The following is a 14048-nucleotide window of genomic DNA, read 5'->3' as shown; positions in this document are numbered from 1 at the left end:
TTCGACAGGCTCAGGGCAGACGGTATCTCGCGCATTTACTCAGCGGTTTGCCCTTGCACCCTACCCGCCGTGCCCATAGAATCGTCGACCAATCCGCTGCGCATCATCCACCAGAACAGCACGATCCCCGGCACCGCCAAGACTGTGGTGAGCAGGTAAAAGTTCACATATCCCGTGGCCTCTATCAGGCCGCCCGCCGTGGTCCCTGTGATCAGCCTGCCGACGATGCTCGCCGCCGCGCTGATCATCGCATAATGGGCCGCGGTAAAACGCAGGTCGCACAGCGCCGAGAAATAGGCGACCACCACTACCCCGCCATAGCCGCTGGCGAAATTCTCAAACCCGATGGCCGAGGCTAGCCCTAAGTTAGAATGCCCCGCCGCCGCCAAGGCTGCAAAGCTGACATTCGACACCGCCATCAGAATGAGCGCGATCAGCACCGAGCGTTTCAGGCCCAGACGCGCATAGATAATCCCGCCCACAAATATCCCGATCAGATAGGCCCAAAACCCCACGCCTACGTCGTAAATTGCGATCTCATCATTGCTGAACCCCAGATCATCGAACAGCAGCCGGAATGTGAGGTTCGCAAGCGTATCGCCGATTTTGTGGACGAGGATAAAGGCGAGGACGAGCCACGCGCCGTGCCGCTGAAAGAACTCGTTGAAAGGTCCAGCGATCGACTGCCACACGTCAGAAACGCCTTTGCGCGCGATCGTGACTTGCCGCCGCGCAGGCTCTCCCATGATCAATGCGGTGAGCATCGCGGGCAGCGCCAGCAAAGCGCAGGAGAGATAGGCCGCCTCCCACCCATATCGCACCGCGACCACCAGCGCGATGGCCCCTGCCCCGGCGGAGCCGACGCGCCAGCCATATTGGTTCATGCCCGAACCCGTGCCCAGCTGATACGGCTTCAGCGTCTCGATCCGGTAGGCGTCGATCACAATGTCGAATGTCGCCCCGGCAATGCCGACGAGCACGGCGGCAATGATCGTCGCAGGCAGATTGCCCGATGGGTCGACCAGCGCGAGATTGACCACCGCCGCGATCACCATCACGCCGGAGAGCAGCATCCACGAGACCCGCTGCCCCAAACGGCCGAGCAGCGGGATGCGCACGCCATCGACCACCCATGCCCAAAACACTTTGAAATTGTAGACGAGAAACGCGAGCGTGAACGCGGTGACGGTCGCTTTGTCGATCCCATCCTGCGCAAGCCGCGTCGTCAGCGTCGCGCCGATCATCGCATAGGGAAAGCCAGAGGACACGCCGACAAAGAAAGCGGCGAGCGATTCCTTCTCAAAATAGGGTCTCGCCGCGCTCCACCAATCGCGCTTCGCGCTCAGCTGAGGCTCGGCCAAAGGCGCCTACTCCGCTGGCTGCGCCTCTGGCGTGACGACGCCCGATCCTGTCGGCCCGCTGCGCGATTGGCGGAACCATTCGGCCAGGCACAAGGCGACCGCGATAAAGCCGATCAGCGTCGTCAGGATGAAGACATCGTAATAGCCTTGGTCCTCGATCATCTCGCCCAAGGCGCCGCGTCCCAAGGTGCCGACCAGCAATGTGAGCGAGGACAGCAGGGCATATTGCACCGCGCTGAAATTCTTGTTCACGATGGAGGATAGCCACGCGATATAGGCCGCGCCTGCGATGCCGATGGCGAGGTTTTCAAAGAAGATTGTGAAGGTCAGCTTAGCGAGCGACGGGCTGCCTATGACGGGCACTTGGCTGATCGCCCAGGAGAACCCAACTGCATCGCTGACCGCCTGCATATTCGCCCCGCCCAGCGCCAGATCGGCATAGAGCAAGTTTGTGAGCGCAGCGAGCAAAGCGCCAATCGTCAGCGTCAGCATCCGGCCCATCATGGTCAGCATAAAGCCGCCCAGAGCAAGGCCCAGGATGATCGCCCCGACGCCGAAGAACTTCGAGGCGAAGGCAACCTCGTCTTTGGTGTATTCGAGTTCACCGAGGTAAAACGGATAGGCAAAGCTGCCCCAGATCGCGTCGCAAATCCGGTAGGTCAGAACGAGCGATAGGATCAGCACCAGCGACCAGCCGATGCGTCCGACAAACTCAACCAATGGCAAAACAAGTGCGCGATAGAGGTGGTCCATCACAAAACCGCTGCCCTGCGGTGCGGGCGCATCTTCGGCGAGCAGATAATTGCCTTGTTTCTTTTGGCTCGCCAGCCAGCCCGCGATCAGCGCGGGGACTATAATGGTCGCAACAATGATCCACGGGCCATAATTGACCGTAAATTCGGTCGGGTTTGGACGGTCCTCCGGCGCGTAAGCCAAAGACATATACATGAAGGTGACGACCACACCGATGGCGCCTGCCCATAGGCCGCCTACCACCAACAGCGCCTTGGCACGAATGCCGGGCTCCAGCTCGCCCTGCTTGCGCAGGCCCACGAACAGCTCATCGACGACCGCGGGCTGCCCCTCGGCCAGTTTCTTGCTGTCGCTGTCGGGCGCAAACAGGCCGATAAAGCCAATCCCGAGCAGGATTGCGCCCATCAGCAAATAGGTCTGAGGCCAGCCGATCCGTGCGGCGATGATCAGGCCCAATGCCCCGCCAACCAGTGCGGCCAGCCGGAACCCCATTTGATAGACGGTGGAGAGGATATCGAGTGTCGCCTTCTCATCCGCGACATCAATCCGCCAGGCGTTGATCGCAATGTCCTGAGTCGCGCTGGCCAAGGCGCCGATCCCTGCGAGCAGGCTGAACCAGCCGATGCTTTCATTGGTGGGATTGCTGAGCGCAAGCGAGACGAGGATTACGCCCAGCAGCAATTGCGAGGGGACGATCCACTGCTTACGCTTACCGAGACGGCGCATGCCGGGAATGTTCACTTTGTCGATCAGCGGCGACCACAGGAACTGGAACGCATAGGCCAGACCGATCAGCGAGAAGACGCCCATGGTCTCCAGATCGACCTCAGCATCGCTGAGCCAAGCGAACAAAGTGCCCAGGAACAAAGCGAAGGGCAGACCGCTGGCGAAGCCGAACAGCGCCATGTAGCCGGTCTTTTTCTGCCCCATCGAGCGAAAGACCTCTGCCCAGCCCGGTTTGCTCGCCTTGGCCGCTGCCTCTGACATATTCGAACGTCCTTTCGATCCCAGCCTTTCGATACCGGCCGATTTCTGCAACACTACTCGGGGATGAGAGGAATAGGAACGCTTCGATGAACGCGCCAACAACGCCATCAACACCTTTGGTGGATGATCCGGCCAAAATCCTGCGCCCGACGGCTGGTCAATTGGCCCTGGCCGAGCAAATCAAGGCGGGCGGCACGCGGCCAAAAGATGGTATCAAGACGCTCCCTGCGAGCATCTACACCGATCCAGCGCATTTCGCGGCGGAGAAAGCCGCGCTGTTTGACCGCCTCCCGCAAGTGCTCGCGCCCTCTGCTTTGCTGCCAGAGCCGGGCATGTCGGTGCCGCATGATGGCACGGGTCGCCCGCTGCTGATCACCCGCGATGCGAGCGGCAAGGTCCACGTGTTCCTCAACGTTTGCCGCCACCGGGGCACGCGCCTGGTCGAGGGTGATGAAGTGCAATGCGCCAGCCGTCTGGTGTGCCCCTATCACGCATGGACATACAGGCTGGATGGAGAACTGCTTGCCCTACCACGGGCGGAGACCTTTCCCGGTCTTGATAAGAGCGCACATGGCCTCGCTGAGCTTCCATCGCTTGAGGCAGGCGGGCTGATCTGGTTTGCGCCTCAGGACGGCACAGACTTCAGCCACGCGAAGACATTGGGTGAAGACTTTGCAGCCTTTGGCATGGATCAGGCCCATCTGTTCCGCCGCAAGACTCATTCGGTCGCGGGCAATTGGAAGCTCATCATGGATGCCTTCCTCGAAAGCTATCATGTCACCCGGCTGCATGCGAACACGATTGGCCCGTTCTTTAAGGATGGCGTGACCAGCGGCGATAATATCGGCCCGCATCAACGCTCTGCCGTGGGGCGGTTGGAGGAAATGGATGGGCTAAGCTTTGAGGATATGGCGCAGCTGCGTCAGGTCGTCACTTTCGCCTATCAACTGCTGCCCGCGACAATCATCGTGCCTAGCCCCGATTATGTGAACATCATGGTTCTGATGCCGAGCGCCCACAATCACACTCTGGTTGAGGATTTCATGCTGATCCCGGAGGAACCGCAGACCGACAAAGCGCGCAGCCATTGGGAGCGCAGCTGGGATCTGCTGGATGGCGGCGTGTTCGCCAGCGAAGATTTCCGCGCAGCAGAGCTAGGCCAGCAAGGCCTCGAAAGCGGCGCAATCGATCACCTCACGCTTGGCACGCTGGAAGGCGGCATTGCGCGCTTCGACGATTCCATTGCGGCGGCCTTGGCGCAGAGCGCGTAAAGCTCTCCAAACACACGCTCACCTCGCGAGATTGTTGCGCGACGCCGTCGGACAGCCTAGGCGCGGGCCAGTCATGACAAACTCTCCCAAAACGCCCCCCAATACGTCGAGGTCCGCAGACCGCCCAGAGGGCGACCGCATCGCCAAGCTGCTCGCGCGCGCAGGCATTGCCAGCCGCCGTGAGATCGAGCGGATGATCGATGATCGCCGCATCACGCTAAATGGAAAGCCGGTGGAAACGCCCGCGACCTTCCTCACCAACCTGCGCGGTGTCGCCGTCGATGGCAAAGCCGTCGGCCCGATTGAGCCGTCTCAGCTCTATGCCTTTCACAAGCCGACCGGGCTGCTGACGGCGGAGCGTGATTTTACTGGCCGCGCGACAATCTATGACGCGCTGGTCAATGCCCTGCCCAAGGGCACACCGCGATTGATGCCAATCGGCAGACTCGATCTGAACACCGAAGGCTTGCTGCTGCTCACCAATGATGGCGGGCTGAAGCGGCAAATGGAGCTTCCCGCGAGCGGCATCCCCCGCACCTACCGCGCCCGCGCATTCGGCGATGTCTCGCAGGAACAGCTCGAGGCCTTGGCCGAGGGCATTGAGATCGACGGTGTGCGTTACGGCTCCATCAATGCCAACAAAGAACACGGGGGCAAAGGCGGCGGCCGCAATCAGTGGATCGAAATGACCATCACCGAGGGCAAGAACCGCGAAGTTCGCCGGGTGCTCGAATATCTGGGTCTAGAGGTCAGCCGCCTGATCCGAACCGCTTACGGCCCGTTTGAGCTGGCGGATTTGGGACGCGGCCAGGCCGTGCGCATTCGCAAGGGCGATCTTGACCGGTTTGTCAGCACACTGAAACAGGCCCGCAAGCAAAGTAAGCAGGACAATCAAGGCCAATGAGGATCATTGCAGGCGAATGGCGCGGACGCAAAGTTGCCGCCCCAAAAGGCGATGCGACCCGGCCAACGGCGGACCGGACGCGTGAGACATTGTTCAGCATGCTGCACAGCCGTCTCGGCAGCTTTGAAGACCTGCGCGTCGCCGACCTGTTCGCGGGGTCCGGCGCATTGGGCCTAGAGGCGCTCTCTCGCGGGGCGGCGCATTGCCTGTTCGTGGAGCAAGACCGCGCGGCGCTCGACACGCTTCGCGCCAATATCGCGGCGCTCAGCGCCAGAGATCGCGCCGACGTGCAAGGCGGCTCTGTCATGAGCCTTGGCCCGGCGCGTGCGCCCTATGATCTGATACTAATGGACCCGCCCTATTTCACGGGTGCGGGAATGGTCGCGCTTGACCGGTTTCAGCGCCTCAATTGGATTGGCCCGGCCACATGGATCGCATTGGAAGTGGCGGCCAAAGAGGACGTCTCGGTCAAAGGTTCGCTCAAGGGTTTGGAAATCGAAGCGGAACGGCGGGTCGGCAAAGGCAAACTTGTGCTGTTTCGCGCAAGTTCGACCCAGGCAGAGGACACTGCACCTCCCGCCGCTCGCTTCGATTGATATGATCGGCCGTATTTAGCCGATCATACCTTACTCACCGCCTTCTGGTGGCGGCATGTCTGCCGGTTCACCTTCGGGGGCTGGTGCAGGCTCCGCTGCACCGGCTGCGCGGGCTTCAATGACCTGCCATGTCGATTCGCGGTCCGGTCCGCTCATGGAGGTGATCAGCACACGATCCTCGTCCGACAGGCGCCAAAACAGCTCCTGACGATCAGGCGAGAGAGTCCAGTAATATCCGCGTGTTTCCATCGGCCATGTGTCATAGGCGGCCTGCTGATCAGGCGGCCAGCTGTCATAAGCGGCCGTTTGATCGGGTGTCATATCGGTGGATGTGGCGGGCGCTGCTTCGTCCTGAGCCAGCGCGGTTGAACCAATTGGAATTGCAAGTGCCATAAGGCCGGCACTGGCTAGAAAAGTAAAAGACTTACGCATGGGGTTCTCCATAAAGATTGATCCCAAGCGTTACGAACGCGACCCGCTTGCCCGTACGAGTTCCCCTCTTGAGCAAGCCCCATCCTTATGACGATGCTTTGCCGCCTTGCGAAGGCTTTGGCGAAGCACGCGGCGTATCCCGCGCACGGCTAAGCGTCATGCGTGGCGAAAGCACGGTGGGTTGATAATGGCTCGCAAATACTCCGGCGGACTTGCGCATTTTCCTTGAGAAGAGACGTGCATGACCGAATATGCGTGCTTGCGGGGGGCGATCACGTTCTCTACTTGTTCACAGCAATATTATGACAGACCCCCACGCCATACCCGCCAATGCTCCCCCGCCCGGTAGCGCGCCGATCCCGGCCTATGCCGCGCAATTGAACGCGCCTCAGCGTGAGGCTGTACTGACGACAGAGGGCCCGGTGCTGATGCTGGCCGGGGCTGGCACGGGCAAGACAGCGGCGCTGACCGCGCGGCTGGCGCATTTGGTTGCGACCCGGCGCGCCTACCCCAGCCAAATCCTGTGCGTGACCTTTACCAATAAGGCCGCGCGCGAGATGCGCGAGCGGGTCGCCCGCCATCTGGGCGAAAGCGTTGAGGGGATGCCGTGGCTCGGCACGTTCCACTCGATCTGCGCCAAGATGCTGCGCCGCCATGCGGAGCTGGTTGGCCTGCAGAGCAATTACACGATCATCGACACCGATGATCAGCTGCGCTTGCTCAAACAGCTGATCCGGGACGAGGATATTGATGAGAAGCGCTGGCCCGCGCGCCAGCTCGCCGGATTGATCGACCGCTGGAAGAACCGCGGGCTAAACCCCGGTGATCTCCATGCCGGGGATAGCGAGGCCTTCGCCAATGGCCGCGGGAAAGCAATGTACCGTGCCTATCAAGACCGGCTGATCGCGCTCAATGCCTGCGATTTCGGTGATCTGCTGCTGCATATCCTCAACATCTTCCGCAAGCATCACGATGTGCTGGCCGATTATCAGCGGCGCTGGAAATACATCCTCGTCGACGAATATCAGGATACCAACGCGGTCCAATACCTCTGGCTGCGGCTGCTCGCTCAGGAGCATAAGAACATCTGTGTCGTCGGCGATGATGACCAATCGATCTATTCCTGGCGCGGGGCGGAGGTTGCCAACATCCTACGCTTTGAGAAGGACTTCCCCGGCGCGCATGTCGTCCGGCTGGAGCAAAACTATCGCTCCACCCCGCATATTCTGGGCGCCGCCTCTGGCCTGATCCGCGCCAATAGCGAACGGCATGAAAAGACGCTTTGGACCGAAGTGAACGCGGGCGACAAGGTGAAAGTCGTGGGCGTCTGGGATGCGCCAGAGGAAGCCCGCCGGGTCGGCGAAGAGATCGAACGCCTGGAGGGCGAAGGCGCACCGCTGGACCGGGTCGCGATTTTGGTGCGCGCGCAATATCAAACCCGCGAGTTTGAAGACCGCTTCATCCAGATCGGCATCAACTACCGGATTATCGGCGGCTTCCGCTTCTATGAGCGCGCCGAGATCTCGCGACGCCCTCGCCTATCTGCGCGTCATTGCCCAGCCGCAAGACGACCTCGCCTTTGAACGGATCTATAATCAGCCAAAGCGCGGGCTTGGCGCAAAAACGCTGGAGAAAATGCACAGCCATGCGCGGCGTACCGGCATGCCGCTGGCCGCGGCCTCGCTTGATCTGGCCGACAGTGACGAGCTGCCCGCACGCGCCGCGAACACCATTGGCGCGCTGATGCGGCAATTCCTCAGCTGGCGCGAAAGCGTGGACGAACTGACCCCGGCCGATCTGCTGCGGTTGGTGCTCAATGAAACCGGCTACAACGACATGCTGCAGAACGAGCGCAGTCCAGAGGCCGCTGGTAAGCTCGAAAACCTCTCTGAACTCGCCCGCGCGATGGAGGAATACGAGACGCTCGGCGATTTTCTGGAACATGTCAGCCTGGTCATGGACAATGATCGCAGCGACGATGAAGACACCATCACGATCATGACGATCCACGGAGCCAAGGGTCTGGAATTCGACAATGTGTTCTGCGTCGGCTGGGAAGAAGGCGTGTTCCCATCACAGCGCTCACTCGATGAAGGCGGCCTCGCCAGCCTGGAGGAGGAACGCCGCCTCGCTTACGTCGCGATCACCCGCGCCCGGCGCAAATGCCACATTTTCCACGCCGCTAACCGCCGGATTTACGGCCAATGGACCAGCTCGATCCCCTCGCGCTTTATTGAGGAATTGCCGGACGAACACATCGATCAGGAAACCACTATGACCGGCGGCGCCTCCTTGTGGCAGGCCAATTGGAGCGAGCAGGACGACCCCTTCGCCCATGTCGCGCAAACGCAGCCGGGCAGAGCGGAAAACCGCGGCCCCGGTTGGCAACGCGCGCTCGCCACTGGCTATGACACCAAGCCCAAGCGTATGCGCGAAAACACCCGCTCCGCCGCCAGCTTCGCCGCGAAACCTAGGCAAGACATCACAATCGGCGCGATGGTGCATCACGAGAAATTCGGAACCGGATGCGTGACCGATCAGGAAGGCAATAAGCTGGAGATCGAGTTCGAAGAACACGGCACAAAACGCGTGCTCGACAGCTTTGTGAAATTGGCTGGGTGAAGCTCCTCGCCGCGTACTGCTCATGACAATACATGATGCGCACAATCGCATTGGCAGAGCCTCGTCTGTAGATTATTGAGCAGGCAAACAGCGCAAGGAGCAGACCATGCATGCATTACCTCGGCCAATAGCGAAGAGCCTGCCCCTGCTGCTTCCCTTGGCCGCCATCGCATTGGCCAGGTTTCTCACCTTCACGCCTTGGGCACAGGCCAATTCTGGCTGGGCCGCCATCCTTTTCGCATGGGTCGTCGCGGATGCCTTGCTACTTGCATTGATGGCGAAGTCAGAGGATCACAAACCTGCGTTCTTTAAAGTGATCGGCGTGCTCGCGGTAGCCAGCATTGTGATCCTTGCCGGGGCCTCCGCGCCCGTTCGCGCCGAGTACTTCGCCCTCCCGCAAGTGCTGCTCGCCGCTGGCGCGACCCTCGCCCTCTATCTGGCGATGTCCGCAGTCCGGATCACAGTTACCTACCGCGAAACCGGATCGATCATTGCCGGGTTTGAGCGCGTTTTGCCAAGGCCGCTCGTCAGACAGGTGGTGAGCGAATGCAAAGTGCTGAGCCTCGGCCTGCTGCGCTGGGGGGCGCCTGTCGATGTGCCCGCCGGAGCGCGCGCCTTTGCCTATCACACCTATCTCACGCCAATGGTTGCGACCTTTCTGGTGCTGCAACTGATCGAACTCAGCGTGGTGCACTTCCTGCTGATGCTGTGGAATCTAACGGTCGCTTGGGTGCTGCTCGCGCTGAGCGTTTGGGGCGTGATCTGGACGATGGCGCTGCTCAAAAGTTTCCGCATCAATCCTGTGTTGCTAACGGAGGACAGCGTGCGCGTGCGCAGCGGGATGCTCCATGATTTTGAGGTTCCGCGCAGCTCAATCGCCTCCACCCATGCTGCTTTCTCCAGCGAGGAGCTAGAAAGCAAGGAAGTGCTCAACCTCGCGATTATGTCCTCGCCCAATTGCAGCTTGCGTCTCAAACAGCCGATCAATATCCCGACCTTTTTCGGAGGCACCAAAGCCATATCCGGCGTGGCCTTGAGATTGGACGAAAGCGCAGCATTCCTCGCGGAACTGGCGGCTAACGAAGCCTCCAAAGACGCCTAGGTCCGGCGTCCGAACACCGGTCTGCTGCTCACAGGCGCGGTTTCATACAGCGCTGGCTGGCTCTCAATCACCGTTTCCGGGCATCCGGGAGACCACGGGTATTTCCCGTTTTCGGCGCTGGGCCAGACAATTTGCATAACCGGCGGCTTGTCCCCTCTGCCCTTGTGCATGGAATAGCCCTTCGCATCGAACACGTACTTGCTCCATGTTTCTGGCTTAGTCGCGGAACGAAGGGTGCATTCAAATCCCTTAAGCTCCGGGTCACGGGGCCGAAAGACAAACCCGTCTTCGAGCTTCCGGCCAGCTTTCGCCTTCTCGAAGAGTTCCCAGAAGACAAAATTGACCAGCATGGGATCAAGCGAGAACACAATCAGTTCCGGCGCCCGGAAATCGGAAAAAGCGATCGTATAGGCGAAGTCGATGTGATCTTTCTCGCCCTCACCATAAACGTAGTTCGCGGTCCAACCGTGCTTTCGTATTTTTCGTTCAGTACCAGCGTGATGCCTCTGCACCTGATACATTTGGTACCACTCAGAAATCCTTGAAAGCACGCTATCTCTCCCACATCGCGCCGCTCGATGGCCTTGGAAGCACCAGCATTCCAGCCCGCGAGCCTAAGAGTAAATCGAAAGGGTCAAAGAAGGCTTACGCGCGATTTTGCCCACTAAAACCCAGTCCTAACGGCCCCTTACTCATCTTCCTCTCGGCTGAAGAATATGCCAGACTTTGCGAGAGCACTTTTGGGATAGGGGAAATGATGATGTCACCGAGGTCTGTATTGGGAACAGCTGCGCTTTCCGGTGCCTTGCTGGCCGCGCCGCTGGCCACCGCGCAGGAGCAAGCCAATCCCGGCGGCGTTGTGCTGGGCAATGGCGAGGCCAATTGGATCATCGTTGAGGATGTCAAACTCGCCGAGGAGCAACGCCCCTACACCGAACAGCGGATCACCAATCAGGCCAGCGCCGTGCGGCGCGGCGATGGGACCACGCTGACCTTCTCAGAGGTGCACATCGATGGCGATGGCTGGCTGGTCATGCATCCGTTTATCGATGGCAAGCCCAATGGCGATTATGTCGCGGGCTACACTCACATCAAAAGCGGCACCAACAAGGACGTGGCGATCACGCTCAACCCCACGCCGGAAAGCGGCGCGATGTATATCGTGATGCTGCACAGCGACAGCAACGCCGATGGCGTGTTCGACTTTGTCTTTGTCGACGATACCAATGTTGAAGACCGCGCGGTTTTTGAGGGCAATCGCATGATCGCCCACGCCATCGCGGTGCCCTAAGCCGGAAAGACCCTTAGTCTTTAAGGCCGATGCCGGGAAAGCCGGGATCGCTTGAGGTCATTGGTCAATATGGCCAGGCCTCACTCAAATTTCTCGAGCGGCGAGCACCCAAAAAAGCCCCGCGCGCGTTTCCGCGGCGGGGCGTATAGTGAAGGTTCGATGCTCGAACCTCGGGTCGCAAAGACTTGTTACCAAGCAATTGCGCCGAGGAAATGGGTAACCCCACCCAATTTTCAAAAAATCAGCAAAATTGCGGAGCAATCCGCGCTGATTAATCCTTAAAGCCCATGTCGAGAAAACCGGGCTTTGGACCGTTCCATTCGCCTGCTGGCACTGGTTCGTCATCCTCGTCGCGGCGGCGGCGACCGCCTCGGCTTCGTTTCTCGGGCTTTTCCGCGCGCTCTGGCTGCTCTTCACGCTCTGGTCGTTCAGGGCGCTCTTCCCGTTCCGGGCGATCTTCACGCTCTGAGCGATCTTCGCGGGCGCGGCGCGGTTTGCGCTCTTTCTTTGCCTCGCGCGGTGCGTCCGGCGTATCGCCATCTTCGTCGCGCTTCTTTGAGCGAGAGCGGCGTGCGGGCTTTTCCGATTTCTCTGGCTGGTCGCCATCATCATCGGAAGATTTCGATGCCTTTGGATCGGCGATCTCAACCCGCACGTCGTCTTTGCCGAAGACCGCAATCTTATTCTTGGTCAGCTTCTCGACATTGTCGATCGCCTCGGCATCGGATTTCGTCACAAAGGTGAACGCGCGGCCCTTCGCCCCGGCGCGGCCCGTGCGGCCAATCCGGTGGACATAATCATCCGGGTGCCACGGCGTGTCATAGTTGAAGACGTGGCTGACGCCTTTGATATCGAGCCCGCGTGCGGCCACATCAGAAGCGACCAAAATATTGATATCGCCTGATTTAAACCGCTCCAGCTCTTTCTGGCGCGTGTTCTGATCGATGTCGCCGTGGATCTCTCCGCTGCGGAAACCATCGTTCTGCAATTTCTTGTTGAGCTCGCGAACGGTCATTTTCTTGTTCGAGAACACGATTGCGGTTTCAACCAGGTCGTTGCGCAGCAGCCATTGCAGCGTCGACAGCTTCGCACGCTGTTCAACATGCACCTTAAAGGCGGTGATATCTTTGTTGGTGGTCGCCGCGCGCGCCGTCTCGATCCGCTTGGGATTGGAGAGGAACGTCTTCGCCAGCTTGGCAATGGGCGGCGGCATGGTCGCTGAAAACAGCATGGTTTGCCGCGTTTCAGGCAGCTTGGAACAGATGAACTCGATGTCCGGGATGAAGCCCATGTCGAGCATGCGGTCCGCTTCATCAATGACCAGCAATTCGCAGCCATTGAGCAGGATTTTGCCGCGCTCAAACAGGTCCATCAGGCGGCCCGGGGTCGCGATCAAAACGTCGACGCCTTCATTCAGCGCCTTCAGCTGATCGCCCATTTGGACGCCGCCGATGAGCAGCGCCATCTTAAGGTCGTGGTTCTTGCCGTATTTCTCGAAGTTTTCTGCAACTTGCGCGGCAAGTTCGCGTGTAGGCTCAAGAATAAGCGAGCGCGGCATCAGCGCGCGGCGGCGGCCACTGGCCATGATATCGATCATGGGCAGCACGAAACTGGCGGTTTTACCCGTGCCGGTTTGTGCGATGCCGATGATGTCCTTCATCATCAGCACGGGCGGTATCGCCTCTGCTTGGATTGCGGTGGGCTCAGTGTAGCCAGCGTCTTCGACGGCTTTGAGCAATTCAGGTGAGAGGCCGAGATCGGCGAAAGTCATTATAAGCGTGTTTTCCGGATATAGCGGGCAGCGAGCACGCTGCCGGTCAGAACCTTGTGCGAACCCTTCGCTCAAGGTGAGCCGTGCCAATCGCCGAAACTGGCCGTAAAGTCAAGGAAATGGGCGCTTGGATGCGAGGTGTGGCTGCGCTCGGCACTCGCGCGGGAAGCTAGTCTTTGACGGCCACCAGTTGCCGCATGCGTTCCACTTCGCATTTTGAGCCCGCGCGCGATTGCAGCTTGTCACGCGAAACGCACAGTTTTCCGTCCTCGTTCTTCTCAACATAGAAGCCGGAGTAGAACTCGCGGGCGAGACAGGCTTTTTCGAGATTGAGCGAGATGATCCGGCGGTCGCGCAGGAACAGCAGCAGGCGGTTGCCCCGCCCGGTTTGCACGCCAGCGATCTGGTCCACCGCGAGGCACTTGTCCATCTTGCGCTCTTCAAAACGCGTGTTCAGGCCCTGACGCGGGAGGTCGGCCAATAATTGACTGCCCCGGCTTGGGCGCTGAGGAGAAATGCGGATAATCACCCGCTGCTCAATGCGCACTTGGTGGACGGTATTGGTTTGTTGCCACGCGTTCAGCGGATTGGCGGATACGGGAATGTCAGACTGGCTGCGCGCCTTCGCCTGCGATTTCGCCAGCGGCGGCTTCTGCTCATCGCCAAGTGCATTGGCAGGAGCAACATCAGGCGTCTGCGTTTCAACCGGAACCGGCGAAAAAGGCGCCGGAGCCGCATTGGCCACCCCAGTGCTTTGCGAGGCGAGAGCGGTGAACAACGCAATTGGGGCCGCAAATGCGAGCATGCCTTGCATGGTCTGGGCCTCCTGAAAAGTGTCGCTCACCCCCCTGTGGGCTTGCTCGATTGGACGCGTGTAGCAGCTAGAATTGAATGGCGGCTTAATTGATTGCCAGTTTGATTACAAAACTCTGGAGCATTCGCGTCGCTGTGTGGCATA

11 protein-coding genes and 1 pseudogene are annotated in these 14048 nt (G+C 59.9%); 6 read left to right on the top strand and 6 right to left on the bottom strand.

Annotated elements, in window-relative coordinates:
- Positions 1-35: 35 nt before the first annotated feature.
- Together AC0V6U_RS04850 and AC0V6U_RS04845 are read right to left on the bottom strand one after the other, a co-directional pair.
- The gene (locus AC0V6U_RS04850) at positions 36-1361 is read right to left on the bottom strand and encodes an AmpG family muropeptide MFS transporter (RefSeq protein WP_472645064.1); all 1326 of its coding nucleotides are present in this window, start codon (positions 1359-1361) and stop codon (positions 36-38) included.
- Positions 1362-1367: 6 nt separating this feature from the next.
- Positions 1368-3101: an AmpG family muropeptide MFS transporter gene (locus AC0V6U_RS04845; RefSeq protein ID WP_472645063.1), complete on the bottom strand. Its 1734-nt coding sequence runs from the start codon at positions 3099-3101 to the stop codon at positions 1368-1370.
- Between the two features lie 86 nt (positions 3102-3187).
- On the opposite strand from AC0V6U_RS04845, the gene AC0V6U_RS04840 reads away from it, so the two are divergent.
- The 3 genes from AC0V6U_RS04840 (at position 3188) to rsmD (ending at position 5872) form a co-directional block, all read left to right on the top strand.
- Positions 3188-4372 (top strand): aromatic ring-hydroxylating oxygenase subunit alpha, encoded by a 1185-nt coding sequence (locus AC0V6U_RS04840; RefSeq protein ID WP_472645062.1) that lies wholly within the window; start codon positions 3188-3190, stop codon positions 4370-4372.
- 73 nt (positions 4373-4445) lie between these two features.
- The gene (locus AC0V6U_RS04835; protein ID WP_472645061.1) at positions 4446-5276 is read left to right on the top strand and encodes a pseudouridine synthase; all 831 of its coding nucleotides are present in this window, start codon (positions 4446-4448) and stop codon (positions 5274-5276) included.
- Positions 5273-5872 carry a 16S rRNA (guanine(966)-N(2))-methyltransferase RsmD gene (gene rsmD / locus AC0V6U_RS04830; RefSeq protein ID WP_472645060.1) on the top strand — a complete coding sequence of 200 codons (600 nt, stop codon included), beginning with the start codon at positions 5273-5275 and terminating at the stop codon, positions 5870-5872. Before AC0V6U_RS04835 ends, rsmD begins: the two co-directional genes overlap by 4 nt.
- Positions 5873-5902: 30 nt before the next feature.
- On the opposite strand, the gene AC0V6U_RS04825 is transcribed toward rsmD, so the two are convergent.
- The gene (locus tag AC0V6U_RS04825; protein WP_486169385.1) at positions 5903-6304 is read right to left on the bottom strand and encodes a hypothetical protein; all 402 of its coding nucleotides are present in this window, start codon (positions 6302-6304) and stop codon (positions 5903-5905) included.
- 302 nt (positions 6305-6606) lie between these two features.
- Here AC0V6U_RS04825 and AC0V6U_RS04820 point away from each other — a divergent pair.
- Positions 6607-8926, top strand: a pseudogene (locus AC0V6U_RS04820) (ATP-dependent helicase).
- A 106-nt stretch (positions 8927-9032) separates the two neighbouring features.
- A complete protein-coding gene (locus tag AC0V6U_RS04815) occupies positions 9033-10028 on the top strand; it encodes a hypothetical protein (protein WP_472645058.1) in 996 nt (331 codons plus the stop codon).
- Here AC0V6U_RS04815 and AC0V6U_RS04810 read toward each other — a convergent pair.
- The gene (locus tag AC0V6U_RS04810) at positions 10025-10579 is read right to left on the bottom strand and encodes a DUF4262 domain-containing protein (protein WP_472645057.1); all 555 of its coding nucleotides are present in this window, start codon (positions 10577-10579) and stop codon (positions 10025-10027) included. The genes AC0V6U_RS04815 and AC0V6U_RS04810 overlap by 4 nt on opposite strands.
- Positions 10580-10782: 203 nt before the next feature.
- Here AC0V6U_RS04810 and AC0V6U_RS04805 point away from each other — a divergent pair, with 203 nt between their 5' ends.
- Positions 10783-11319, top strand: a complete 537-nt coding sequence (locus AC0V6U_RS04805) for a DUF7282 domain-containing protein (RefSeq protein WP_472645056.1) — start codon at positions 10783-10785, stop codon at positions 11317-11319.
- Positions 11320-11590: 271 nt separating this feature from the next.
- Here the strand turns inward: AC0V6U_RS04805 and AC0V6U_RS04800 are convergent, their stop codons facing one another.
- Together AC0V6U_RS04800 and AC0V6U_RS04795 are read right to left on the bottom strand one after the other, a co-directional pair.
- Positions 11591-13090: a DEAD/DEAH box helicase gene (locus AC0V6U_RS04800; protein ID WP_472645055.1), complete on the bottom strand. Its 1500-nt coding sequence runs from the start codon at positions 13088-13090 to the stop codon at positions 11591-11593.
- 169 nt (positions 13091-13259) lie between these two features.
- The gene (locus AC0V6U_RS04795; RefSeq protein ID WP_472645054.1) at positions 13260-13934 is read right to left on the bottom strand and encodes a hypothetical protein; all 675 of its coding nucleotides are present in this window, start codon (positions 13932-13934) and stop codon (positions 13260-13262) included.
- Positions 13935-14048: the final 114 nt, after the last annotated feature.

The sequence above is a fragment of the Erythrobacter sp. W36 genome (genome assembly GCF_057364935.1).
Note: the sequence above shows the minus strand (reverse complement) of the source record. Positions and strands in the feature narration are given on the sequence as shown.

Excerpts from the sequence above, each read along its gene's own strand:
- AC0V6U_RS04835 (WP_472645061.1), top strand. The coding sequence starts at position 4,446 with ATGACAAACTCTCCCAAAACGCCCCCCAATACGTCGAGGTCCGCAGAC.
- AC0V6U_RS04845 (WP_472645063.1), bottom strand. The coding sequence starts at position 3,101 with ATGTCAGAGGCAGCGGCCAAGGCGAGCAAACCGGGCTGGGCAGAGGTC.
- AC0V6U_RS04805 (WP_472645056.1), top strand. The coding sequence starts at position 10,783 with ATGATGATGTCACCGAGGTCTGTATTGGGAACAGCTGCGCTTTCCGGT.
- rsmD (WP_472645060.1), top strand. The coding sequence starts at position 5,273 with ATGAGGATCATTGCAGGCGAATGGCGCGGACGCAAAGTTGCCGCCCCA.
- AC0V6U_RS04800 (WP_472645055.1), bottom strand. The coding sequence starts at position 13,090 with ATGACTTTCGCCGATCTCGGCCTCTCACCTGAATTGCTCAAAGCCGTC.
- AC0V6U_RS04840 (WP_472645062.1), top strand. The coding sequence starts at position 3,188 with ATGAACGCGCCAACAACGCCATCAACACCTTTGGTGGATGATCCGGCC.
- AC0V6U_RS04815 (WP_472645058.1), top strand. The coding sequence starts at position 9,033 with ATGCATGCATTACCTCGGCCAATAGCGAAGAGCCTGCCCCTGCTGCTT.
- AC0V6U_RS04825 (WP_486169385.1), bottom strand. The coding sequence starts at position 6,304 with ATGCGTAAGTCTTTTACTTTTCTAGCCAGTGCCGGCCTTATGGCACTT.